The organism is Nonlabens xiamenensis (assembly GCF_003865345.1).
GTDB lineage: Bacteria > Bacteroidota > Bacteroidia > Flavobacteriales > Flavobacteriaceae > Nonlabens > Nonlabens xiamenensis.
On sequence record NZ_RMVE01000003.1, the window covers coordinates 175,445 to 201,007 of the forward strand.

Genomic DNA, 25,563 nt, shown 5'->3' on the forward strand with positions numbered 1-25,563 from the left:
GCTGGATCGTACTTTTAAGCCTATGAAGGCACTTTACCTAAGAATTAAATCATTTTTCAATACCCTAACCAGCAGCATCGCGTTCTACCCTACCTTTTACGCCATTACAGCCATTTTGTTTGCTTTGGTCATGAAATGGGCAGAAGGACAAAATATTTCTGGTTTCCTACAAGAAAATGTCCCCACCTTGGTCATCGATGATATCGAGACGGCAAGAAATATCCTCACCACCTTAATTGCCAGCGGGGTTTCAATGTTGGTATTTTCCTTCTCTATGGTAATGCTGTTGCTGAGTCAGGCGGCGGCCAATTACTCTCCTCGTGTCTTACCTAGCTTGATCTCTAATCGCAGGCATCAATATATTCTAGGAACTTTCCTCGCTACTATTCTTTATAACATTATCACCATCATCAGTATAGAGCCTGATGGGAAAGATTATCAATTACCAGGTTTTTCGGTACTTCTAGGTATCTTGAGTTCGATCACTGCTATCGCAGCTTTTGTGTACTTTATTCATAGCATTTCCACTAGCATTCAGATCAACAGCATACTGAAAAATATTTATCACATGTCTCGCAATCGCCTGGAGCAGCTGATTACTTCTGACAAAACAGACAATGATTTTCCAGCCACTTCTGATTGGTTTCTTTACGAGACAAGAAAAAGCGGAACGATCCAAAATATCAGTATCCCAGGATTGCTAAAAATGGCTGATCAATTGGACAACCGATTCGAAATCCTCATCACCAAAGGTGAATACATCCTTGAAAAATCTGAGATGTTTAAATCAGAGAAAGAACTCAACGAAAATGAACTAAAAGAGGTATATAAAAATTTTAATTATTCCGAATCTGAATTAGTCCGTGACAATTATGTGCTCGGATTCAAGCAAATTACTGAAATTGGCGTTAAGGCCATGTCCCCTGGAATAAATGATCCAGGCACTGCTATCGATACCATTGACTACCTCACCGACTTAATCGCCTTACGCATGCTCAAGCAAGACTATGATGTAGTGGTCAATAAAGACGATCAGCCTACTTTAAGTTTGGCCGTGGTGAATTTTGATCATTTGCTCTATAATTTTTTGGCCGCATACCGCAATTACTGCAAACACGACTTGAATGTGATGCACAGGTTGCTGTCTATGTTATTAAAGTGTTTAAACAAGCAGAGCTGCGACGCAAGTTATTATAAGGTCCTGCATCGGGAAGCCTCTTTAATGATCAAGGATGCCGAAGACTCCGTGGGGAATAGTTTTGATCTTGAAGTTCTTCATTCTATTTATGACTCCATTGAACTCACCTACCAATCGCTTCAAAAATAGAATCTTGTTCATTCATGCGTTAAAACATTAAAAAGAAGATGATAAAGGCTGTTAAATCAACCCATTACTAATGATCAATCGCTTATCTTTAAAAGAAAACCATGAAAAAAGATAAGAAATACCAATCCGATGTAACCGAACAGGATAAAGAAATTTTAGGAGATCGTTCTGGAAATCTGAGAAATGACGGTGGGGATGATCGTTTATTGAAGCATAGAGAGGAAGAAACAGACTTTGCCGCCGAAGGTTTGGACATAGCTTCTAGAGCCAACAGTGCTACAAAAAACCCGAATCCAATTAAAGATGAAGAAAATAAACACTACAGTGTTTCTGGAGAACGCCATCAAAACCTAGAAGAACGCGAACGACCGTAAATAAAGGTTATTTAATAAAAAAAGTGGAGCTATCATGCTCCACTTTTTTTTATAGATCTGTAAAATAACACTAGACGCGCTGCCAGGTTTGCGTGCGATACAAAAACAGCACATATCCTCTGACCATCAATAAGTCTGGATTGTCTTCATTGAGCCATATTTTACAATCGTATTTCTTTCCATTCTCAGGGTCAATGATCTCGCCATTTTTATAGGAACTACCTTTTTTCTCCAAACGGCGGATAATCTCTAAGCCTAATATGGGTTGATCCTTTAAGTCACCAGGACATTCTCTACAAGTTGCATTTGCTGGAGCGTCAGGATCAAGGATTTTAACCACCTTCCCATAGTATCGATTTCCTTTCTTATAAATCTCAACGTGGGATTTTACCACGCCAGTTTCATCATCAACCGTCTTCCATGTTCCAGTTATATCTTGTTGTTGCGCTTTCGCGAAAGCAAAAACCAAGGCCAACAAAATAAAAATATATGTTTTTTTCATCACCCTAATATTATATAGAAGCCGTCCAAAAAGAAACTTTTTAATGTCGAACTGAACCTGTCGATATTTTTAACTTCTTGTAATTCAAGACGTATTCGACAAACTCAGCTGGAGAGCATTAATGTTAGTGAACTTTCTAGACGGCTTCGTATTTTTTTTTACGAAGGGCTTATTGACCCAACATACCTTCTTTCAAGTCATCATCAGCCGGATCGTTGCCTAACCAGATACCAAAAAGTCCTTTTTTGAAGTCCATTCCAGCAATGGTTCCTAATTGTTTTCCATTCTTGGAAATCATTGTTCCTTTCCCTGGAGCGTAGGCGATCTCAAAATGATCTCCTTCCACAATAGCTTCACTAAATAATCCAACAAATGTATTGATCTCTGATTTAATGGCTGCTCTTTCAGAATCGGTACAGCTGTCTTCAAAGCCATCTTCTACGGCCTCTTTCATTCTTTTTTGGGTAACCTTGCTATCAGTGATATCCAAGGTGATGGCCATGGCCTCATCAGCTTTGACCAACATATTACCATCACTGTATTTTTTTGTAGTGTACAATGCTCCCACATAAAGATCAAACCAAAGTTTTTCCCTCATACCAGCACCATTCAAACTTAATTCCTGTCCTGCGACAGTCAAGTTCTTTTCTACGGTTACACCATTGATTGTTTTTTGAGCCGAGCTAAAGGAAAAAGTCCCGATTATCGCTACGACAAGTAAAAGTATTTTTTTCATCTTTTCATTGAATTATGGATTAAAGATACTATACTGATTTCAAATTCCGTGCCTTTAATGCTCTTAAGGATGCATTTAATTCAAAACCCAATAATAATAAATTGGCATTCAGCCATATGTATACCATTAATATCAATAGTGCGCCGATCGATCCATAGATCTCATTGAAACTCGAAAAATTATCAATATAGATCCCATACAGATATGAAAATAGAATAATTAATAAAGTAGTAAATGCTGCGCCAACAGAAAAAAACTTGGTTTGACGGCCATCGCGTGTACCCGTATAATACAGGGTACATATGAATAAATAGAGCATGAAGATCAACAGTACATAACGAATCAGGCTGAGCCAAACGGTCATGGAATCTTCTGTCATAAAATCTCTGGCACGTAATTCGGCTATCCAGAATTCTACAACGCCGGTCACCACTACACCAATAAAGAGAAAGAGCACCAAAATAACTGAGACTCCCAGCGCCACTACATACTGTCTAAAAAAGCCCCTGTTGATCTCTGCATGATAACTGCGTTCAAAGCCATTGAAAATGGCATTAATACCGTTAGACATTAGGAATAAGGAAGTCAAGAAGGCCAGCGTCAATAAACCCGTGTTTTCCTGAAGTGCAATTTCTTTAAATATGTTGTCAAATGCACCAGCCGCCTGTGCCGGAAGGAGTTCGTTGACAAAGAGCAACACCTCTTCCTGAAAGTTCTCAATTTGAATGAATGGAATGAGGTTGAGTATAAAAAGAATAAATGGGAAGAGCGCCATAAAGAAACTATAAGAAATAGCACTGGCACGCGCCGAAAATGCCCCCTGAAGAATACCCATGGAATAAGTTTCCCATAGATCCCAGGCCGTCATCCCTTCAAATCCTGGGAGCTTGTACCTATTGGTGATGGCCACAAACCATGACAAGACGGGTATGCGATCCAGTATTTGTTTGAGCTTACCCATGAACTGCCTTCAGGCTCAGGTCCATATTATAGACACTGTGGGTCAGTGATCCACTGGATATAAAATCAACCCCACATTCTGCATATTGCCGGGCAGTGTCCAGGGTAATACCTCCACTACTTTCTGTCAGACATTGATCTCCGATCAGTGCTACTGCTTTTTTAGTTTGCTCATAATCAAAGTTGTCAATCAGGATACGATAAACTCCATCGTGTTCTAATATTTGTTCAATTTCCTTTAAATCTCTCGCCTCTACAATGATTTTCAGGTCTCGTTGGGTTTCTTGTAGGTAGGCTTTTGTTTTTTCAATAGCAGCTCCTACTCCACCGGCAAAATCTATATGATTATCCTTGAGCATGATCACATCGTACAAACCAAATCTATGATTAACTCCGCCCCCAATATCAACTGCCCATTTTTCCAAAATCCTTATTCCGGGTGTTGTTTTTCTAGTATCCAGTATGCGGGTCTTGGTTCCCTCCAGTATATCTACAAAGGCCTTGGTTTTGGTAGCAATGGCACTCATTCGTTGCATAGCGTTGAGCACCAGCCGTTCTGCCTTGAGAATTGATCGAGAAGGACCGTTCACATAAAATGCCTCGTCACCATACTGGACTTGATCCCCATCATTTTTAATCACCTGGATCTCTAATTGGGGATCCACTTGATGAAATACCGCTTTCGCGAAAGCGACTCCCGCCAGCACACCATTGTCCTTGACCAACAAACGCGCTTTTCCTTGTGCGGCTGCGGGAATACAGGAAAGGCTACTATGGTCGCCGTCACCTACATCTTCTCTTAAGGCGTTGTCGATGATACGATTGATTTCAAGTTGCGCTTCTGGTGAGTTATAATCCATTAGGTAATATTTACCTTCAAAAATAAGCAAACACAAAGAATGATTTTACATTTGCAACATGAACATAAGTCTTCTCGTTGTAGGAAAAACCGACGATTCACGTATCCAGGAATTGATTAACATCTACGTTGATCGTTTAGGACATTACATCAATTTTGATCTAGAAATCATTCCTGACCTCAAAAAAACTAAACACTTGAGTGAGGAGCAGCAGAAGGAAAAAGAGGGCCAACTCATCCTGGATCGATTGGAAAAGAGTGATTTTGTAACGCTGCTAGATGAAAAAGGCAAGCAATACACCAGCATGCAATTTGCCGACTTAATTAATAAACGTAGTGTTTCTGGCCTTAAACGTCTGGTGTTTGTCATTGGTGGTCCTTATGGCTTCTCGCCTTCTGTCTATGCAGCAGCCCAATCAAAACTTTCTTTGAGCCAGATGACTTTTTCACACCAAATGGTGCGCTTATTTGCGGTCGAGCAAATCTATCGCGCCTTTAGCATTTTGCGCAACGAACCTTACCATCACCAGTAGTGGATAACTGCTGAGACGCTAATTTCTTCCAAAAACCAGTACCGGCCCGAGATTTCAATGTTATTTTTGTGATCATTCTATGAAGAAAATTTCCCAAAAAACCATCCAGGACCTGGAGTTTCATGTTGTGCGTGATCAAGCAGCTGCTTATTGCGTCACGGAAGATGGAAAGGCAGCTATGACAGAATTGGTTCCCTATCGCGGGAGGGAAAACATTCTGAAGGAACTGGAATCTACGCATGAATACCTTTGGTCTTTTGGTAGCGAACATCAAATTCCCAATCATGGATTTGATGCGATCGACCGCGAGCTACAACTATTGGATATTGACAACAGCACACTGGAAAAAGAAGGCATTCGTCGGTTGGCCCACCTACCTCGTACTGTCAACAAACACATAGTTTTTTTCAAGAAACTACAAGAGCAGTTTCCCAGGCTACAAGAGCGCTTGGAAGATATACCGATGGACAAGAGCATTCCAGACCGTGTGGATCAGGTGCTGGATCGTTTTGGCGAGATCAAGGACGATGCTTCTCCCATTTTGAAACATTTACGTGCCGAAATGAATAACGTGCGTGGCCAACTCAACGGGAGTTTTGGTCAGGCCTTGAGCCATTATGGCCAATTGGGATACCTGGACGACATTCGTGAGAGTGTTGTTGAAAATAGACGTGTTCTTGCCGTTAAAGCCATGTACAGACGCAAAGTCAAGGGGAAAATCATGGGGAGTTCCAAAACAGGGAGCATTTCCTATATAGAACCTGAACGGGTATTAACGCTTTCGCGAAAGCTTTCAGAACTAGAGCTGGAAGAACGGGAAGAAATACTACGTATTCTCAAAGAATTGACGGATTTTATTAGACCCTATATTGCACCATTAGAGGAATACAGGGCGTATCTCACCCATACAGATCTGATTTCTGCCAAGGCCAAATACGCCAGGAAAATCAAAGCTTTACTTCCCATGATGGTCGAGCATCAGGAACTAGACCTGGTAGATGCCTATCATCCGCTCTTGTGGATATCTAACAATGAACGTGGAGAAAAAACCCATCCCCAAAGTATCAGACTGGCTCCTGACAATAGAATCATTGTCATTTCAGGACCCAATGCCGGCGGGAAATCCATTACCCTGAAAACCATAGGTCTATTGCAACTTATGATACAGGCGGGAATGTTGATTCCCGTGCATGAAAAAAGCCGGGTTTGCCTTTTTGAACAGGTACTTACGGACATCGGAGATAATCAAAGTATCGATAATCATCTGAGTACATACAGCTACCGACTAAAGAATATGCGCGGATTCTTGCGTAGTGCCAATGAAAAGACGCTGTTTTTAATTGATGAATTCGGTACTGGCTCGGATCCAGAACTGGGAGGGGCTTTGGCAGAAAGCATGTTGGAAGAACTCAATGAGCGACAGTCTTATGGTATCATCACTACGCATTATACCAATCTAAAAATGCTGGCCAACGAACTACCAGAGATGACCAATGCAAATATGCTTTTTGACGCCAGGTCGCTAGAACCTGTGTATCAATTACAATTGGGTGAAGCAGGTAGCTCTTTTACTTTTGAAGTAGCACAAAAAAACGGTATTCCTTATTCCTTGATCAATAAGGCCAAAAAGAAAGTCGAGCGAGGCAAGATCAGATTTGATAAATCCATTGCGGCACTTCAAAAGGAAAGATCAAATCTAAGGAAGAATAATGAAAAACTCAGGGATAAAGAGGTTCGGGCAACCCAAAAAGCCAATAAATTAGAGGACACGCAAGAACGGGTGCAACAGAAACTCGAAGACTTTCAGGAGCTGTATGATTCCTATCAGAAATATATCCAGCTAGGGAAAAAATTTGACCAGTTGGCCTCAGATTTTGACAAAAACAAAAAAAAGAAGCTCCTATTGGACGAACTGATGAAGTTGGTCATCACAGAAAATGTCAAGAGAAGACCTCCTAAGAAAAAGGTGGACAAGGTCGTAGAAAAGCGTCAGAAAGGTAAGGCAAAGCAAGTCGAGAACGAAGTGATCCAAAAAGTAGAAAGAATACGTTCGGAAAAAAAGAAAAATAAAGCAGCACCAGCCGTCAAGACTCCCGAAAAACCCAAAGACATTTTAAAGGTCAATGATCGAGTGAGACTTACGGATTCCAAGTCGGTTGGAACTATTGACCAAATTGAAAAAGGAAAGGCGACTGTGAATTATGGTTTCTTTACTACTTTGGTAGACGTGGACAGGTTGGAAAAGGTAGGGAAATAAATGAAAGAGTCAGATATCATACTATTTGATGGCGTGTGCAACCTTTGTAATTCTGCTGTTTTGTTTATCATTAAACGAGATAAAAAGGATCGATATAGATTTGCCGCACTTCAAAATGACATCGGTGGTAAACTGCTGGCTCATCACCGAATCGATCCCGATAAAACAGATTCAATCGTTTTGATTCGCGATGGTAAAGCCTATACAAAAGCAGGTGCCGCGCTGCGTATTGCTCGATATCTTTCTGGAGGCTGGCCCTTATTATCTGCTCTTTTGATATTACCAAAGTTTTTGACCAACACGGTTTACGACTATATAGCGCATCATCGATACCAATGGTTTGGTAAAAAGGAACAATGTATGATTCCTACTCCAGAACTGAAAGCCAAATTTCTGGATGCTTAGCCTTAATGATTAATCGCGCTTATGAGGTTTCAAGTTTTCTTGTAGCTGGATGAGTTGACATAGAAGTTGATCTGATTCAACAAGCATTATAACGTATCTGCCACGTATATGTCGGTGACTGTCACCTCAAAATGCTGATCTTGGCCAAAATTTACAGTTTCGTATTATCTTTAATGCAAATTATTGTCTGTGCATCGTTTCGGTTCTGCTTTCGTCGTGTTTGTGCTCTATGCCTGCGCCTGTATTTTCTTGATTGGATTCTTGTTCTTGGATGATTTGGAGGTTACTCCGGAAAAAACCGACTTGGATCTTAATTACAGTAGTGGTATTTCTACCACTGTTGATCGGCAGGCGGACTCCAGTAAAACAAGTTTTTCCAATCGTAATGGCATTGTCGCAACTCCGGCTGATACTCTTCCAGAAAGTGATTCGGCCGACAACAACTTTGAAAAAACGGTCATCAGTCCTATGTCTACCTCAAAAGTAGACTCGTTGCCCATACCATTTAATGTGTACCGCAATTCTGGTGACACAGGTCTCTTAAATTGCCAAGCCTATGCAAGGGTTTATTTTAACAGAGCAAGAGTAAAAATACCCTATTATTGTTCGGACTATGGCCTTCAGATTAAGGCGCTTTTGGAAAAAGAACAAAATTCAACTTTGATGATTACCGGGTATACCACAAAGGATGAATTGGAAGGCATAGGGTTACAACGTGCCACCTACATTCAAAAATTATTAAAAAATGTTGGGATACCGTTGGAACGTATGCGCACGAATAGCTCTTATAAACCGATAGAATTTGTCAACGGTACAGCTAAAGGTGGAATTCGAATGAGTATACAAACAACCAATTAATTTGATGGCATGGAAATTTTAAACCAACATACTGCATTAATCATCATTTTATTTTTCATGTTGTTTGGGGCATTCATGATCGGCTATTTTTTTGGTAGGCCTAGGCGTATAGTCGACCGCAGAAAGGTAGAAAAAGCCTCAGAAAAGATGGAAGAAGTATCAACAAGGGAAGCACCGGCTGATGAGGTAGACGAATTAGTCATACAACCAGGAAATATCAGAGCCACAAAAACACGAGAGCGGGCTGGGAAATTGAGCAATGCTTCTCAGCGAAAAATTGCTGATCAAGGCATAGACTTCACTCATATGGGTAATGGCTCCCCTGATGAGGCTGATGATCTCAAGCAAATAGTAGGCATAGGAAGGGTGGTTGAAGCTAAATTAAATTCGATTGGAATATACAATTACTCGCAGTTGGCCCGTATGTCTGACAGCGATATGCAAACAATTTCCAAAGTCATCGAGTTTTTTCCAGGACGCATACAACGGGATGATTGGAAGGGTCAAGCCCACGGACTCATGCAGAAATCAGATTTTCACAATCATTGATTGGATTTTTTATTGCGCCAGTAAAAATAGATACCAGAAAGTTCAGTAGCGACGCCTATCAGAATCAAACCACTGGCTCCCATAATCGCCATCAGGTATAGTACTACTCCGATTATCGCAATTATACTACCTAAAACTACCATGACAATTGCGCCTTGTTTATTCATATATCATCGATTTGTAACCCAGCTTTAGAAACTGAACCCCACCTGAAAACTAAATCGAGGTCCATCTGCGCCAGTGAAAAGATTAAAAGTCGCGCCAATAGCGTCTGTACTATTTACCCAAAATCCGCCGCCCACATCATTATGCCATCTGCTGCTATCTTCTCCATCCAACCAAACTCTTCCTACATCACCGCCTGCAAAAATACCCATCTGTAATGGAATCAAACCAGTTTTAAATTCCTTGAAACTAAAACGAACATCAGCGCTGGTAGCAAAAGAAGATTCCCCAGAGAATCGTTGACGGCGATAACCTCTTAGTCCAGTGTCCTGTCCAATTTGCGCACTTTGATAAAATTGAAAATCATCTCCAAAATTTACGGTAGCTTGAGCCAGCGTGCGTAATACCAGATTACGTTTCCTATTCAACGCATTGTGAAACCCTAGCTTAGGTTTGAGGTAGGCAAAGAAGTCATCTGTCTGATCTGTATTGATGTTAAATCCGCCAAAGAATTCAAAAATCATTCCTCGGGTAGGATTGAGCTTGTTGTCATAGCTTTGGTAGAAATAGCCTCCATTGATATCCACGAACCATTTGCGATCGTAGAAATCTGGATTGGTGGATTCATCACCAAATAATTCGGTGATAAACCTGTCGCTGTCGTCCTCGACCTCAAACCCTTGGATTTCAATACCACCTCTGATATTAGATCCATATTCACCAACATAGCTAACGCCTAAACCTCCAGAATATTCACTGATACGCACCCTGTTAAAATCAAAATCGATCTCGTCATCGTTGTTCACGGTTTCATTTCCGAAACCAAAAAAGTTTTCTGCAAAAGTAGGTGCCGCAAATCTGGCTTTGGCCGTCAGATTCATATGATTGAAAATTCCAGCAAAAGTACCCTCGTAGTTGATATCAAAACCTTGAGTAGCAAAATAATAACCAGCAGTGAGTTTGTGTACACGGGTGTTGGGATTTCTATTGAACCCATTGACCGTATAAATATTTTGTACACCTATTTTAAATCCATCATCTGGATTAAATCCAAAAGCAGGAGTCAGAATATTAGAATTGATTATACTCTTTTTGGGGTTGTAAAGATTACGGTCATAATCATCAGACAATCTTATTCTTGCACCTTTGACGTTTTTAAAGGTATTGTCTTTTGTTTTATGATCATAAATAGAAATACCTTTTCCATTTTCTAAATCGTAAATGTCGTTATTCTGACCACCGATGATACGAATCTTGATACGATTTCTACCGTCACCCATGGCTTGAATAATATCATCATCATCAAGGGCATAAATCCAAATTTCGTCGGTTTCCTCGGCCAAAAAAGTACGCTGGGAAACGATTTCGGCCTTCTCTCCCCCTTTATTCCTGTATATAGTCACCTTGGTTTTCCCGTCAGCTATGCGGTCAATGATGACAAAATCATCCTTGTCCGTTCCAGTCATGATGCCCAATTGCGCCAAATAATCGTAGTAGCGATCAGCGATATCTACCAATTTGTCCCTACGAGCCTTCATACTAGTGATAATGGTTTGGGTAGTTGGGTGCGGGTAGATTTCTTCAGGCAGCTCTCTGAACGCCTCTTCAATCACTTCATCCGTTAGGTTTTCCTGAATGTGCCGGGCTTGACTGAGCCAAATTTCTCGATCAGCTCCCTGTGCGATACTCCGGTCTAAATAAGCTGCAGCAGTATTGAACCATTTAACATTGTCCAGGTCTTTATCATAGGTAGCAAATTGGTTAGTCAAGCCTACCATGACTCTCAGAGTGGCAAATATGGCTCCATCAAAATTAGAATAGGCCTGATCTCTATCCCTGGGGATTGCTTTGAAGGTACTGTTACCTTCCTCGTCTTTAAATTGGGCCCAGCGCCATTGATCCTGGTGGCGGTCCCAGTCACCGATCAGCATATCAAACATACGGGCACGAACGTAAAATGGCTGATCCACCTTGAATCGTTCATCCTCGCGCAATTTGGCAAATAAATCAGATGTTGACTCAATGTCTCCCGGTTTTCCAAAGCTGGCTAAATCATCATGATTTTCTTCTGGACGTTCTACCAACATGTAGAGTTCGTCACCATAATTCCTATTGTATTGTCCCAGCGCTTTTTGTTTGGGCAGGTAGTATATTTCTGGGTTGGTATGATAGACCCCAACAGCGTTACTTAATGTAGGTAATGTTGTGAAAGCATAAGGATGAGCAGCGGTATAAAAATCAAAAAGCAAATCTTCGGCGGTAGTGTCCTCAAAACCTTCTGCCACATCATTTTCCTTAAACACCGTAGTTTGTAGGAATTGAACCGCACTTTTTTTCAAGGCCCTGAAATTATATTCCCTGCCTTGTTTATCGGTTACCCTCAATGATCTTGTTTGGTGACCACCACCAGCACGTTCCACAGTGAGACCTCCTTTCAATGTATCCAGTAAAGCTACTTTGGCGTTGATCTTGGTCCCGTATAAATCTCGGTATTTGGTTCCCCAAACGGATTCAAACACATCTCCCTTCTCTACTCTTTCTTGGTCGTATACACTCGCTTTCGCGAAAGCGGGATACTCTTCTGGCAAGCTTTCCATATCAAAGGACTCGGGCGTTTCAATCGCTTTGTGGGTAAATAAAAGTTTTTCTTTTCCTCCCTCAAAACCGTAGTACCGTACCCAACTACTTCCATCTTCCATAACGTCTAAACGTACAAACCCATTTCCTCCGTAGGAAAACAGACCGTCGTAACTTAAGGAGGCATAGCCTTTTTTAGAACCACTTCCGGAAACGATCTGACGAATTCCGTCATTCTCAATGTACTGTAAAGTATGTTCATGACCGCTGGCGAAAATAAGTCTGCTGGCCGTAGAAGCCCGAGCCAGTGCCGTGATGCGATTCACCATCTCCTGATAACGCTTATTTTGCTTATCCTGTGCACTTACTCCGCCACTGGTTCTGATCTGGGACACTAGCGAACCGAGAATAGGAACAGGAATACCTTCTTGTGAAGGATACAGATGCTTAACGGCGGCGTATTGACCTCCATGAATACCATTGGTGTACAACGGGTGATGCAAGGCAAAAACAATGGTTTTGTCCTGATTTTTTTTCAGCTCACCTTCTACTTCCAGAAAGAACTCTTCCCGGGTTTTTATTTCCTCACAATCATCATTAATGGTGGGGTGCTGGTTCCACTGGGCCAGGTACCACTGACTGTCCACAATTATAAGTTGAACCCGTTTGGAAAGGTCGATACTTTCTATGGGGCATCCTACTTTAGGCTTCCAGATGTCTTTATCATCCAGCGCTTTTTCAATGTATTCTTTTTCTCGCTCAACGTTATCCAACCCTTCATCGTACCAGTCGTGATTCCCGGGAATGAAAACCGTGGTACCGTTAAAGATTTTGGCCACTTCAATTTGGGCGTTGAGATGATTTTCTGCGATTGGTCGATAATCTGAATCTTTTTTAGGCATTCCATTCGGATAGATGTTGTCTCCCAAAAAAATTAAATGATCCTTTTCAGTACTTTGGTTTTGCAGATAACTTTCTAGTGCTAATAAACCATCGCTTTTACCACCCATAGGGGATTTACCCACATCACCTATCAAATAAAATGTCTTGAGGATTTTCTCCTGATCGGGGAAATCCTTCTGCTCGATACTCTCTTTGTATTGAGGTTTAAAACTGGCACAACCAGCGATAAAGAGGACGAAGAGTAATAAAAGAATGTTATTTTTATTCATATGTAGTTGAATACTTTTTATTTTAGCAGCAAATCAAATAAATGAGCGATATCTATAAAAAAGCTGATGATTTTGTATTAAATCTGTTAAAAAACGAGCTTGATGATAAATATGTGTACCATAATTATACACATACAAAGCGTGTTGTTAAAAGTACACAGGAAATCATTGACAATTCTGAAATCGATGTTAAAGAGCAAAAGGCGCTGATTTTGGCAGCCTGGCTGCACGATACCGGCTATATTGAAGGTGCGGAAGGACATGAAGAAAAGAGTGCCGAGATAGCAGATTCATTCCTATCTGAACAAGGAGAAAATCAGGAATTAATTCAGCTGGTAAAGCAATTAATTTTAGCGACTAAATTCAACGATATACCCAAGGGAAAATTAGAGGAAATAATCCGAGATGCAGATGCCTCGCATTTTGCCAAAGATTATTATCAGGAGACCAGCGAACTTCTTAAGCAGGAATATAAATTAAGAGGTAAAGAATATACCAACAAAGAGTGGAGGAATGAAAATATCAAAGTTTTTACTGAAAAGCATCGTTATTACAGTGAGTATGCCATAAAAAACTGGAATACGAACAAAAATGAGAACCTGCTCAAGTTGATCAAAAAGAAAAAGAAGAAAAAGAAGAAATATGACAAGGAAAAAATTAAGGTTGATCTAAAGAATCAAAGTCCAGAACGTGCCATTCAAACCTTGTTCCGTACAACCTTGAGAAACCACATCAAGTTAAGTGATATAGCAGATACCAAAGCGAACATCTTATTATCTGTCAATGCTATTATTATTTCGCTTGCCTTGGCCAATATAATCCCTAAATTGGATCAACTGTCTAACAGGCATTTGTTATGGCCTACCTTGGTGCTAATTCTCTTTTCTGTTGCCAGTATTATTTTATCCATCATGTCCACGAGACCTAATGTGACCAGTGGAGAATTCACGGATGAGCAAGTGGAAAAACGCGAAGTCAACCTTTTGTTCTTCGGAAATTTTCATAAAGTCCCTTTTAAAAGGTACCAAAAAGCTTTAATGGGTTTGATTGATAGCAAAGAAGAAGTCTATGAATCCTTGTTGAAAGATCTTTGGTTACTGGGGGTAGTCTTGAATAGAAAATATACTTTACTTAGATGGACCTATACCATTTTTATGGTTGGAATCATTACAAGTGTTTTGGCTTTCGTCATCGCATTTGCAACCACCGACTTTCAACAGATTACAGATGTAATTCCTTAACGAGATCGTCGTATGATAAAGTACCTTTAGAAGACTCTGTGTTATAGAGTATGTTGACCCGAAGGGCTTTCAGCCCTACAACTCCTTGAACGTCCTCAAGTTCAAGATTTTCTACCTGAGCCCCCAACATTTTCTTATGTTGTAGGAAGTTGATATAACGCATATACTCACGTTCTGTCTCCTTATTGGTATAAATAATGGCAATTTTACCTTTTTGGGTAATGCGCTCATTGGTATTTTTGATATTCGCTTTATCAATTCGCTTCTTGATCACCTCGTATCTGGCATTGTAAGTTCCATCCACGTCAAACCTTTTCTCATCAATGCGATATCTAATGCTCAAAGTGTTATCAAATACCAATATCATGGACGCAGCCTCGATGACAGTCGGCAAGTCTTCCTGTATGGTATAAAATTGATTTTCCATCTCAATCATCGTCTGCAACTGCCACAACCTAAGATTGTACAGATAAACGATGTTGAATTCCATTTCATTGGCGATGCTGGGCCCTACATAGATGTTATGCTCCACCCCATCAGTTTTAAATCGTTCAAAGTAGTGTGGAAAAATTTGTTGCGCCTCCTTTTGACGTCTATCTATAGTGGTCGATAAGGCCTCATTAATAGATTGTACTGTTCTATCGTAATTGTTTCTGTTGGCATAAATCACCCCAGATGTCGGATCTAAGTCCTGCTGATAGACGTAAACCATCTCCTTGATTTCTGGAGACAAGCCTACCAAATGTTTCATTATCGGGTTGATTTCTTCAGTAAGCAATTTGATGATTTCCCGTTCAGAATTGGCATCGATAAAGCCGTCTTCCAACTCTTTGTAATATTCTTCAACTCTATAGGAAATCTGATCGTAGATCGGTAGCGGCTCCACCTCTTTTGATTGTGCAAATATTTGGCTTACAATCTTCAACTGATTGATCAAGTCTTCCTTGATACTATTATTTCGCGCATCGCTACTCCCTACAATATCAATCTGACCGTAAAGCGGGTGAATATCTGGAAACCTTACATCTTTAAAAGTTTCAGTGGCTTTGTTTTTATTTCTGGCTTTGATGAGCCTTCTGGCTTCTCTCTCAAATTTCCACTGAACACTAGGATGGATAGAAGTACATTCTGTTTGAATCAGTGCCTTTATCCTATTTTCATTTTCTTGTTCCGTACGCACGAGAGCAGCCTTAATATAATTGGCGACCGCATCAATTTTCATGGCATTAAAACTATTCAATGCAAATTTCTTTCTGCTCACGATTTCGAGCACTCCTATTAATTTAGTGCCTTTAGCGATCGGATAAAGTATGGCACTTTCAACCCCTTTCCGCTGTAGATTGTCCGTTAAAAATTTATTCTCAATATCGGCTGCATAAGATGCCACGTCAGTAATAACTAATGGCTCGTAGTCTTCGATTAAATGTTTATAGCTATCGGCGCAAAGTGCATTTTCACAAGTCTTCTCATGACTTTCTCCCAAAATAAAACTTTCAGGATTGTTATATACCATTGTCTCAAATGTCCTGTCATAATTATCAAAAGCAGTAAAACCGACTCGCAATTGATCCAGATTGAACATATTCTTAAATATGGTTTCAATCTTTTTGGTTTGATCATTCTTGGTATTGTTGTAATCCAATAGGATTGTTTTAAGGTCAGAAATTGCCTTATCCATGGTCACATCGGTGAAGGAGATGATACCGAATCCTTCAAAGGTATAAGCGTTTTCAGGAAAATATTGTTTCCATAGGCTTTCGTTCTCTGGTTGACGCAGTAGATTTTTAATATCTGAATCCGTCAATAGTAGCTTCTGATCGTTGAGCAAAACATCAACAAAATCTGCATTATATGTGATTCTATAGGTACGTAAGGCACCAGTAGCGTCTGGAATCTCGCAGAACATTGGCCTGGAGATGTCTATGATTTTACCGTAAAACTTATTGAGAATAATACCGCACTTCATGCGCAGGAGGTCAAACCCATCTTCCATTTTACGGATACTGAATTCAAAATCCGGACCTGCAGCATCAAGAATATTTTCTAATCTTTTGGTTTTATTAAAGAGGAGATCGGAAAATGGTACCGTCGCCGCCTTGATTTCGTTCATGGTCAGGGCTGCCGGAAATAAATCAGACAGCAGTACACTTACACTTTCCTCGTATTTAAAAATATCCTCAGGGAGAATACCATCTACTAAGGCTTCATGATCTTCTGCATACCTAAGCACTGATGATATATACAGCTTTTTGAAATTGCTTTTCTCGTATTCCAGGCGCTTTTCATACTGCTCTACTACCTTTTTGAAGGTCAGTACCACCTTCATGTCAACGGTATTGGTATTTTGATTTGTGCCCTTCATACTTTAAATATAGGAATTTTCTTCCCTTAGATTTTTGAGCTGACTAGAATTTTGAAAAGTTTAACCCAAAAAAGCAGGCTAAAACCATTATTTTAGCAGCAAAAGTACGTTTTTCATGAAGTATATAATTGCTTTGCTATCTGTTTTGGTCATCAATTCTTGCCAAGACAAAACAACCGAAACCTCTTATCTGATTTCTGGAGAAGCCCCTGGGGTAGCCAATGGCTTGCGACTCTACTTAAATAAACTGGATGAAAATAGAAAAACAGTGGTGTTGGACACAAGTATAGTCATGGATGAAAACTTCCATTTTGACAGCGCACCACGTACTGAAAATGAAGAATTGAGGTTTATTACCCTGGATGGTAGTAATTCCAATCTGATCCTGTTAACAGCAAACGAGCCTATTAGACTTACCATAGAAAAAGACAGCCTGCACTACAGCCGCATTGAAGGAAGCCCAAGCAGTTCTGCATTGCAAGCCTTCAAACGAAAGCAAGCCGAGTATATGAAAAGGGTAAATGAATTCAACCAAGAACGAATTCAAGCCATGAAGAGTAAGGAGAACAACAAGGTGATGGCTGCCAGTGCCAAATGGCAAGCTGCAGAGGAACATTTTGTAGAAAAATCAATGGAAATGATTAAAGCTAATCAACAAAATCTTGTTTCCATCATGATCTTGGGCGAACTCCTCAATGCTAAAATAATGGACGCCACAGAAGCCCGTGTTCAATTTGATGAAGTGAATCCAACTATCCAAAACACCAGTCTTGGTCAGAACGTTAACGAATTCCTAAAGAAATCTGAATCGGTAGCAGTTGGATCCAAAGCACCTTATTTTGAAGGTAAAAATCCTGAGGGAAATATCTTGAAGTTACCAGAAGTTTTAGGTAAGGTCACCTTGATCGATTTTTGGGCCTCTTGGTGCGGTCCTTGTCGTCGTGAGAACCCGAATGTAGTGGCAGCTTATGAAAAATACCACGACAAAGGCTTTAATATCATAAGTGTTTCATTGGATAGACCTAACAATGAATCTGCGTGGAAACAGGCCATAGAAAAAGATAAAATGACTTGGAATCATATTTCTAGGCTCCAATATTTTGGCCCTATTGCCAAGTTGTATAACGTCAGTGCTATCCCAGCCACATTCTTGCTCGATGAAGATGGTGTGATCATAGACACTAATTTGAGAGGCCAAGCTTTACATGAAAGACTCGAGGAGCTATTGGGAGACGCTAAAAAGTCATAACGCCCTCAACAGAGTAGACCGTTAGATTTTGCCTAACTTGATCAAAACAAAAAGTGCTATGATAGGCAGTAGTAAAGCAATCACTGTTATTGTATTGGTATAGATTAATTCATAATCATAAACGATGGTCATCAAGTAGCCTGCGACAGCACCTCCAAAATGTGCATCGTGACCAATATTGTCATTGCGTTTCTTCATGCCGTAAATAGAATACACCAAATAACCGATTCCAAAAATATAGCCGGGTATTCCAAAATAGATTTGCATATTCGGATCCAAGAGTATTGCGCTGTATAAGATTCCTGAGACCGCTCCACTGGCTCCAAGCGCTGAATAGTGGTACTCATTTTTGTGAAATAAATAACTCAAAAAGTTACCACCCAACAAGCTCACTAGATAAATAATAATGAACTTGATATCACCCAGTGCTCGCACCACTTCGTCAGCAAAAAAGAACAAAGTGACCATATTAACAAAAAGGTGATTGATATCAACATGTAAGAATCCGCTGGTGAAAAACCTATATTGCTCACCTCGTTGTATTCCAGCGATGTTAAATAAGTATTTACCCCTAAAGGCATAGTCCTTAAATCCTTTGATGCTAATAATGATATTGGCCACGATCACGGCCACGGTGACAAGATCCAAACTGTACATAGGTCATTTTGTTGCCGACAAGATAGTATATTTGCCTAAAAACACGACATGCAAGCCATTGCTTTTTATGCGCTATATCCCCTACTCTGGGTCCTTTCAAAGCTTCCCTTTTTTGTCGTCTATCGCATCAGCGATTTTTTCTATTTTATTCTTTGGTATATAGTAGGCTACCGCAAAGAGGTCATTAAGAATAATATACGAACTGCCTTTCCTACATATACAGAGCAACAAGTTCAGCGTACGGCCAAGGATAGCACCAAGCATTTTTGCGACATTTTTATAGAAATGATCAAATCCATGGGTATGAGTAAGAAGTCCATGAGGAAAAGATTTACCTGCAGCAATCCCGAATTGGTCAACGCTTTCGCGAAAGCGGAAAAACCTATCATCGCCATGTTTGGACATCAGGGAAGTTATGAATGGACCATGGTGTTGGATGAGGTCCTGGATTATCACGTCTATGCGATCTACAAACCCCTTAAGAATAAATATTTTGACGCTTTGATCAGGAAGATTCGCAAGAAGTTTGGCAGCTCCATGGTAGCCATGAAACAGGCCACAGCGGTTATGAGCAAAAAAGTGCAGACAGAGGCAGCTCTCTTTGCCCTAGTGGCCGATCAATCTCCTAAGGCCTCGCGCGCCCAATTCTTTACCAACTTCTTTGATCAACCCAGCGCTGTATTCAAAGGAGCAGAAAAAATAGCTCGCGAATTTGATTGTGCGGTTGTCTTTTTGAAGATCTCCAAAGTGAAAAGGGGGTATTACTCCACGGAGTTCGAATTGATTACTGCCGATGGCTCAGCGACGGACGAGTGGTACATCACTGACCAATTTTTTGAGCTGCTTGAAACTCAAATCCGTAAACAACCACAGTACTATCTTTGGTCCCACAAACGCTGGAAAACCACTTTAGATAACGCTAGACGTGCCGTTGAGCTATCTCCTTCAATTCGCCAATAAAACGATCAGCCAATTGATCTGCCGCCTCTTGGCTTTTGGCTTCGGTATAGATTCGAATGATGGGTTCTGTATTAGATTTACGCATGTGTACCCACTCGGCGGCAAAGTTAATTTTGATACCGTCAATATCGGTTAAGTCTTCTTGGGCATATTTGTGGGCAATATCACTCAAAATCGCATCTACAGGCATGCCTTGAGTCAACTCGACTTTTTTCTTACCCATAAAATAACTAGGATAGCTGGCCCTCAACTGGCTTACGGGCATTTGCTTTTCCGTCAACAAAGACAGGAACATCGCCACACCTACTAATGCATCCCTTCCATAATGTGAATCTGGATAGATAATACCTCCATTACCTTCCCCACCAATGACTGCGTTGACATCTTTCATTTTCTGGACTACATTGACTTCACCGACTGCAGCGGCATAATAAGTTCCTCCGTGCTTTTCAGTCACATCCCTCAAAGCTCTGGAGGAGGACAAGTTAGAAACAGTATTCCCTTTTTGGTGACCTAAAATATAATCAGCACAAGCTACCAATGTATATTCCTCGCCAAACATTTCTCCGGTCTCGTCCACAAAAGCCAAACGATCTACGTCAGGATCTACCGTGATACCAAAGTCGGCATTATGCGACCTAACTGCCTGACAGAGATCTCCCAAATGTTCTTTTAAAGGCTCTGGATTGTGTGGAAAATGTCCTGTGGGGTCACAATACAATTCTACAACCTCTACCCCTAACGCACGACATAAGGACGGAATAGCTATGCCACCGGTACTATTCACTCCGTCAACAACTACTTTGAATCCAGCTTCTTTTATGGCCTGAATTTTAGTAACAGGCATATCCAGCACCATTTGTATGTGTTGATCAATATAATCTTCTATCTGATGTACATTTCCCAAAGCGTCCACTTCTACGTAATCAAAATCCTCCTTCTCTGCGGTATCCAAAATTTTCTGACCTTCGACACCATCCAAAAACTCACCTTTGTTGTTCAACAACTTCAGCGCATTCCATTGCTTGGGGTTGTGGCTCGCGGTAAGAATAATTCCGCCATCTGCTTGTTCATTGGGTACGGCCAGCTCCACGGTTGGCGTGGTACTTAGACCAAGATCGACTACGTCGCAACCACAACCGATCAATGTGTTTTGGACCAATGACTGGATCATAGACCCACTGATTCTGGCATCACGACCGATAACTACCTTTGGCGCTGACTTCCCGGTAGCTTGCTTGATCCAAACCGCATAGGCGCTAGCAAATTTAACGGCATCAAGTGGTGTCAGGTTATCTCCTGGTTTTCCTCCTATGGTTCCACGTATTCCAGAAATCGATTTTATGAGAGTCATTGAATAAAGGTTACATTTACGGCAAAGGTACAAGTTTAGAGCAATTTCAAAGGCATTTATGAATTATCTGGCCCATATATTTTTATCCGAAAAAGAGTCTCAGTTGCGTATAGGCAACTTTATTGCGGACTCCGTGCGTGGAAAAGATTTTTCTATGTTTCCAGAGCCCGTAGCCGAAGGTATTATTCTGCATAGATTGATCGACACTTATACAGATCAGCATCCTATTGTAAGACAAAGCAAGGATCTGATCAGGAGGGAATACGGGCATTGGAGCAGTGTGATTGTTGACATCTATTACGATCACTTTCTTGCCGCCAACTGGTCAACCTATCACTCCGAACCTCTTGAAAGTTATGTAGATAAATTTTATCAAGATCTGGTGGATCATTACGATATCTTGCCTGAACGGGTTCAAAACTTTCTACCGATCATGATGGAGCAGAATTGGTTAGTGAGCTACGCGAGTATTGAAGGCATTTCGCGTATATTCTACCAAATGAACCGGCGAACCAAAGGTAAAAGCGGTATGGATTTCGCCCCCATGGATTTGATTAAGTATTATGATCAACTACAACAACACTTCCATTTGTTTATGCAAGAATTGATAGCATACGTCAAACTTGAGCGTGCCGAATTGACAGAAAGACGGAACAAATTCTAGAAACGTAATACTCATGCTCACTGTGCGATAGCCAAGATTGTAGGAGTTGTTGGATAACTGTTACGTTCTTGCTTTAACTTCAAGTTAAACCATAAAAAAATCGCCCCATTAGGGCGATTTCTTAACAAGTTAAAGATGTAAATCTTAATTGTTGATCAAACGGAATTCTGTCCGACGGTTAGCTCTATGCTCACGTTCAGTACAAGAAACACCATCTGCACATCTATTCTTTAATCTGGTTTCACCATAACCATTGGCTACAATTCTGGAAGCATTAATTCCTTTAGATATCAAGTAATTAGCTACCGCTTGTGCACGTCTTTCTGACAGGGCTTGGTTAGAGCTTTTAGAACCTCTGGAATCTGTATGTGAAGCTACCTCTACTTTAGAACCAGGAGTTTGATTTAGGGTAGTCAGCAATTTTGCATCAATCTCTGCCTTATCGGCTGCGGTTAATGTTGCACTACCTAAATTCCAGTTAATGGCAAGACCATTGTATTCTACCAATTTACAATCTACCTCACTCCAAACAGTCAGACCACCTTTAGAGACCAATTTCTCTCTAGAAACTGATTTGCTCGTCGATGGAACGATCTCTTCAGTGGTTGTAGCATCTGCACTTAATACTGTTTTAGTAATATTGGCATATTCAGCTGGTACTTCAATTTCTTCTACTCTTGCAGGCTCGTCAATAACACGTACTGTATAGGTAGCAGTTTGCTCTGGTACTGGCGTACGCTCAAAGCTGGCATCATTAGCCAATGTGGTTACGGAAACAGTAGTAAACTCAGCTGGGTATCCTTTGTAACACCAGTAACGACAATCATCTGGATTAGAAGATGTACATTCCGCTGGTGGTACTGAACTCATTTCCCATTGCGCATAGGCTGGCTTAACTTCAACGGTCTCGGTGGATTTACCGAACGTTGCAGGAGTGATACTAATGGTTGAACCTGCTTGCTTCTTAATATAAGTTCTGGTTTCCGTTTTATAGGTGGCAGGAATAACACGTAGTTTTTTGGAAGCTTCTTTTACCAAAACACGTTCAGTTACGGTTTCGTACTTGGCTGGTACAACTTGTAATTTTTTGTACGCCGGCGTTGCCTCAAGGGTAACTTCTTCATTCTCATAAACATCAGGCGTGGTACAACGCACATAGCATTTACCTGGCTCAGGGTTAGATGGTAAGTCTTGCGCTGTCGCAAAGCCAGTGGCGGCAAGGGCTATTAGGGATAAGATAATTTTTTTCATTTGGATTGAATTTTGTTAGTTATTTTACAAGTCAAAGTTCCATAAAATTACCGCTATAGATGATAAAATAATAATAAAACCTATATTATTTATGTTAAAGCCCAATGGATAGAGGATTAAATTCTCAAAATTTCGATCATCTACACCACCTTAACATCAGAAAGATCTTAAAATTTTATTCATTTGACGATGGAGACCCTCATCATAGTCTAAATGAGTGACTAACCTCAATTTCCCCTGCCCCATATTACTGATAATAACCTGGTTGCTTTCCATATATTCCATGACCGCAGCTTCATCCTTTACTTCAAAAATCACGATGTTGGTTTCTACGGGCTCCACTTTTTCCACCCAAGAACAGCCTGCAAGAACTTCGGCCAGTTCAATAGCTCTCTGATGATCATCTTGAAGTCTTTCTATGTGATGGTCTAGTGCATACAATGCTGCGGCAGCAACATAGCCTACTTGACGCATCCCGCCGCCCAAGACCTTACGCACGCGCATTGCTTTATCCATCAATTCTTTTTTTCCGGTCAATACGGTACCCAATGGCGCACCCATCCCTTTACTAAAGCAAACGGAAATGGTATCAAACATTCTTCCATATTCTTTTGGATCCTGACCTGTGGCTACTAAGGCATTCCATAATCTGGCTCCATCCAGATGATATCCCAGTCCGTGCTTTTTACATACCGCATGAATTTCCTTGAGGTCCTCGATGGCATAACAGGCACCACCTCCTTTATTTGTAGTATTCTCTACACACACCAAACTAGTCAGCGGACTATGATAAAAGTCGTGTGGGTTGATAGCTGCTTCAACTTGTGCTGCCGTAATCATTCCCCTATTCCCGTCCAGTAATTTGCAGGACACCCCACTATTAAAGGACACTCCCCCACCTTCATAATTATAGACATGGGCATATTTATCACAAATCAACTGTTCGCCTGGTTGGGTATGCATTTTAATAGCAGCTTGATTGGCCATACTCCCGGTAGGAAAAAACAGGGCTTCATCTGTACCAAAAAAATCAGCTACCCGGGCTTCTAATTCATTAACCGTCGGGTCCTCCTTATATACATCGTCGCCTACTTCTGCGCTGAACATTGCTTTCAACATGCCTTTGGTAGGTTTGGTTACGGTGTCACTACGTAGATCTATCATTTGTAAGTAATTTATCGTGAATTATTTAGGGTTCGCTTTCGCGAAAGCGGATCCTCCAGCAAGCTTCAAGGCAACAACCATCACCAGTCTGCCTTAAATTTCATTCAAACATAGGCTTTAATCACCAAAGAAATTAATGATACTTTTGCAATTGCCCAAAACAACACTATGATAACTGCAGACCAGGTCAAAGAATTACAGGAACGCGTCAAACAGCTCAAGGATTATCTACAGATCGAGGCCAAAAAAATCGAGATTACCAATCTTGAAGAGAAAACTTTTGCCCCAGATTTCTGGAATACTCCCAAGGACGCAGAAGTCGTAATGAAGCAGTTAAGAAATAAAAAACAATGGACCATTGATTATGATACAGCGGTGACCCTTGTGGAAGACCTTGAGGTCCTCTACGAATTTTACAAGGAAGATGAAGCTACCGAGGGAGATGTGACAGCAAAATTCCAAGCGGCTACCGATTTGATCGAGAAACTTGAGTTTAAAAACATGTTATCCAATGAAGGAGATGACATGAGTGCCGTGCTACAGATTACTGCCGGAGCTGGTGGTACGGAATCCTGCGACTGGGCTGAAATCCTGATGAGGATGTATATGATGTGGGCCGAAAAAAGCGGTTTCAAGGTGAAGGAACTCAACTTTCAGCCTGGAGACGTGGCTGGAATAAAGACCGTTACTTTAGAGATTGATGGAGATTATAGTTTTGGCTGGCTCAAAGGAGAGAATGGCGTCCATCGATTGGTCCGAATTTCCCCTTTCGATTCCAATGCCAAAAGACATACCAGTTTTGCTTCGGTCTATGTTTATCCGCTCGCCGATGATTCTATCGAAATCGACATTAATCCAGCTGATATTTCCTGGGATTTTGCTCGCTCAAGTGGGGCTGGTGGTCAAAACGTGAATAAAGTGGAAACCAAAGCTATACTCACCCACCATCCTTCTGGTATCGTCATCCATAATTCTGAAACGCGCTCGCAATTGGAAAACCGAGAGAAAGCAATGCAGATGTTGAAGTCCCAACTCTTTGAAATTGAATTGCAAAAACGCAATGCCGCCAGGGATGAAATTGAGGCCGGCAAGATGAAGATTGAATGGGGTTCACAAATTCGCAACTATGTACTACATCCGTATAAACTGATTAAAGATGTACGTACCGGGCACGAGACAGGGAATACGGATGCAGTACTGGATGGTGATCTGGATGCCTTTCTCAAAGCCTTTTTGATGGAACAAGGACAGGAAAAGCCCAGTGACCAGCTTTAAAATTCTATACGTCTGCTTGTAGCACGATCTTAAATGACCGGCCAGGCTTTAACTTAACTTTAGCTAACCTTCTTTAAACCTGCTGGTAGTTTTGCGGTCGAAAAGAAAAACG

Annotated in this window: 23 protein-coding genes; 12 read left to right on the top strand and 11 right to left on the bottom strand. The window is 40.9% G+C overall.

Features of this window, described 5'->3' with window-relative positions:
• Positions 1–22: 22 nt before the first annotated feature.
• Positions 23–1,327 (top strand): DUF2254 domain-containing protein, encoded by a 1,305-nt coding sequence (locus EGM47_RS09255; RefSeq protein ID WP_124980527.1) that lies wholly within the window; start codon positions 23–25, stop codon positions 1,325–1,327.
• Between the two features lie 101 nt (positions 1,328–1,428).
• Positions 1,429–1,701 carry a hypothetical protein gene (locus tag EGM47_RS09260; protein ID WP_124980528.1) on the top strand — a complete coding sequence of 91 codons (273 nt, stop codon included), beginning with the start codon at positions 1,429–1,431 and terminating at the stop codon, positions 1,699–1,701.
• A gap of 70 nt (positions 1,702–1,771) precedes the next feature.
• On the opposite strand, the gene EGM47_RS09265 is transcribed toward EGM47_RS09260, so the two are convergent.
• The 4 genes from EGM47_RS09265 to nadC form a co-directional block, all read right to left on the bottom strand.
• Positions 1,772–2,203, bottom strand: a complete 432-nt coding sequence (locus EGM47_RS09265) for a DUF2147 domain-containing protein (RefSeq protein WP_124980529.1) — start codon at positions 2,201–2,203, stop codon at positions 1,772–1,774.
• A 169-nt stretch (positions 2,204–2,372) separates the two neighbouring features.
• A complete protein-coding gene (locus EGM47_RS09270; RefSeq protein ID WP_124980530.1) occupies positions 2,373–2,939 on the bottom strand; it encodes a chalcone isomerase family protein in 567 nt (188 codons plus the stop codon).
• Between the two features lie 28 nt (positions 2,940–2,967).
• Positions 2,968–3,900 (bottom strand): YihY/virulence factor BrkB family protein, encoded by a 933-nt coding sequence (locus EGM47_RS09275; protein WP_124980531.1) that lies wholly within the window; start codon positions 3,898–3,900, stop codon positions 2,968–2,970.
• Positions 3,893–4,759: a carboxylating nicotinate-nucleotide diphosphorylase gene (gene nadC / locus EGM47_RS09280; protein WP_124980532.1), complete on the bottom strand. Its 867-nt coding sequence runs from the start codon at positions 4,757–4,759 to the stop codon at positions 3,893–3,895. The genes EGM47_RS09275 and nadC overlap by 8 nt, the downstream gene beginning before the upstream one ends.
• Before the next feature lie 58 nt (positions 4,760–4,817).
• Between nadC and rlmH the strand changes: the two genes are divergently transcribed.
• The 5 genes from rlmH to EGM47_RS09305 all read left to right on the top strand — a co-directional run bounded on the left by rlmH (position 4,818) and on the right by EGM47_RS09305 (position 9,360).
• A complete protein-coding gene (gene rlmH / locus EGM47_RS09285) occupies positions 4,818–5,291 on the top strand; it encodes a 23S rRNA (pseudouridine(1915)-N(3))-methyltransferase RlmH (RefSeq protein WP_124980533.1) in 474 nt (157 codons plus the stop codon).
• 79 nt (positions 5,292–5,370) lie between these two features.
• Positions 5,371–7,548 carry an endonuclease MutS2 gene (locus tag EGM47_RS09290; protein ID WP_124980534.1) on the top strand — a complete coding sequence of 726 codons (2,178 nt, stop codon included), beginning with the start codon at positions 5,371–5,373 and terminating at the stop codon, positions 7,546–7,548.
• The gene (locus EGM47_RS09295; RefSeq protein WP_124980535.1) at positions 7,549–7,953 is read left to right on the top strand and encodes a thiol-disulfide oxidoreductase DCC family protein; all 405 of its coding nucleotides are present in this window, start codon (positions 7,549–7,551) and stop codon (positions 7,951–7,953) included.
• A 189-nt stretch (positions 7,954–8,142) separates the two neighbouring features.
• Positions 8,143–8,811, top strand: a complete 669-nt coding sequence (locus EGM47_RS09300) for a hypothetical protein (protein WP_124980536.1) — start codon at positions 8,143–8,145, stop codon at positions 8,809–8,811.
• A gap of 9 nt (positions 8,812–8,820) precedes the next feature.
• Positions 8,821–9,360, top strand: coding sequence for a hypothetical protein (locus EGM47_RS09305; RefSeq protein ID WP_124980537.1), 540 nt, complete (start codon positions 8,821–8,823; stop codon positions 9,358–9,360).
• Here the strand turns inward: EGM47_RS09305 and EGM47_RS16320 are convergent.
• Positions 9,354–9,527, bottom strand: a complete 174-nt coding sequence (locus tag EGM47_RS16320) for a hypothetical protein (protein WP_164510853.1) — start codon at positions 9,525–9,527, stop codon at positions 9,354–9,356. The two genes, EGM47_RS09305 and EGM47_RS16320, sit on opposite strands and share 7 nt — an antisense overlap.
• Positions 9,528–9,551: 24 nt before the next feature.
• Positions 9,552–13,274, bottom strand: a complete 3,723-nt coding sequence (locus EGM47_RS09310; RefSeq protein WP_124980538.1) for a metallophosphoesterase — start codon at positions 13,272–13,274, stop codon at positions 9,552–9,554.
• Positions 13,275–13,315: 41 nt separating this feature from the next.
• On the opposite strand from EGM47_RS09310, the gene EGM47_RS09315 reads away from it, so the two are divergent.
• Positions 13,316–14,515, top strand: a complete 1,200-nt coding sequence (locus tag EGM47_RS09315) for a Pycsar system effector family protein (protein ID WP_124980539.1) — start codon at positions 13,316–13,318, stop codon at positions 14,513–14,515.
• Here the strand turns inward: EGM47_RS09315 and EGM47_RS09320 are convergent.
• The gene (locus EGM47_RS09320; RefSeq protein WP_124980540.1) at positions 14,496–16,877 is read right to left on the bottom strand and encodes a GAF domain-containing protein; all 2,382 of its coding nucleotides are present in this window, start codon (positions 16,875–16,877) and stop codon (positions 14,496–14,498) included. The genes EGM47_RS09315 and EGM47_RS09320 overlap by 20 nt on opposite strands.
• A 115-nt stretch (positions 16,878–16,992) precedes the next feature.
• Between EGM47_RS09320 and EGM47_RS09325 the strand changes: the two genes are divergently transcribed.
• Positions 16,993–18,126 carry a TlpA disulfide reductase family protein gene (locus EGM47_RS09325; protein ID WP_124980541.1) on the top strand — a complete coding sequence of 378 codons (1,134 nt, stop codon included), beginning with the start codon at positions 16,993–16,995 and terminating at the stop codon, positions 18,124–18,126.
• A gap of 21 nt (positions 18,127–18,147) precedes the next feature.
• Here EGM47_RS09325 and EGM47_RS09330 read toward each other — a convergent pair whose 3' ends face one another.
• Positions 18,148–18,783, bottom strand: a complete 636-nt coding sequence (locus EGM47_RS09330; protein WP_124980542.1) for a rhomboid family intramembrane serine protease — start codon at positions 18,781–18,783, stop codon at positions 18,148–18,150.
• Positions 18,784–18,831: 48 nt separating this feature from the next.
• Here EGM47_RS09330 and EGM47_RS09335 point away from each other — a divergent pair, with 48 nt between their 5' ends.
• Positions 18,832–19,743 (top strand): lysophospholipid acyltransferase family protein, encoded by a 912-nt coding sequence (locus EGM47_RS09335; RefSeq protein ID WP_124980543.1) that lies wholly within the window; start codon positions 18,832–18,834, stop codon positions 19,741–19,743.
• Here the strand turns inward: EGM47_RS09335 and glmM are convergent.
• Positions 19,703–21,097 carry a phosphoglucosamine mutase gene (gene glmM, locus EGM47_RS09340; protein ID WP_124980544.1) on the bottom strand — a complete coding sequence of 465 codons (1,395 nt, stop codon included), beginning with the start codon at positions 21,095–21,097 and terminating at the stop codon, positions 19,703–19,705. The two genes, EGM47_RS09335 and glmM, sit on opposite strands and share 41 nt — an antisense overlap.
• Positions 21,098–21,155: 58 nt before the next feature.
• Here glmM and EGM47_RS09345 point away from each other — a divergent pair, with 58 nt between their 5' ends.
• A complete protein-coding gene (locus tag EGM47_RS09345) occupies positions 21,156–21,761 on the top strand; it encodes an acyl carrier protein phosphodiesterase (protein WP_124980545.1) in 606 nt (201 codons plus the stop codon).
• Positions 21,762–21,905: 144 nt separating this feature from the next.
• Here the strand turns inward: EGM47_RS09345 and EGM47_RS09350 are convergent, their stop codons facing one another.
• Both EGM47_RS09350 and EGM47_RS09355 read right to left on the bottom strand, forming a co-directional pair.
• Complete coding sequence (locus tag EGM47_RS09350; protein ID WP_124980546.1) at positions 21,906–23,012, bottom strand: OmpA family protein; 1,107 nt, start codon at positions 23,010–23,012, stop codon at positions 21,906–21,908.
• A 156-nt stretch (positions 23,013–23,168) separates the two neighbouring features.
• On the bottom strand, positions 23,169–24,176 hold the full coding sequence (locus tag EGM47_RS09355; protein WP_124980547.1) for a threonine aldolase family protein: 1,008 nt from the start codon (positions 24,174–24,176) through the stop codon (positions 23,169–23,171).
• 168 nt (positions 24,177–24,344) lie between these two features.
• On the opposite strand from EGM47_RS09355, the gene prfB reads away from it, so the two are divergent.
• On the top strand, positions 24,345–25,451 hold the full coding sequence (prfB, locus tag EGM47_RS09360; protein WP_124980548.1) for a peptide chain release factor 2: 1,107 nt from the start codon (positions 24,345–24,347) through the stop codon (positions 25,449–25,451).
• Positions 25,452–25,563 lie beyond the last annotated feature (112 nt).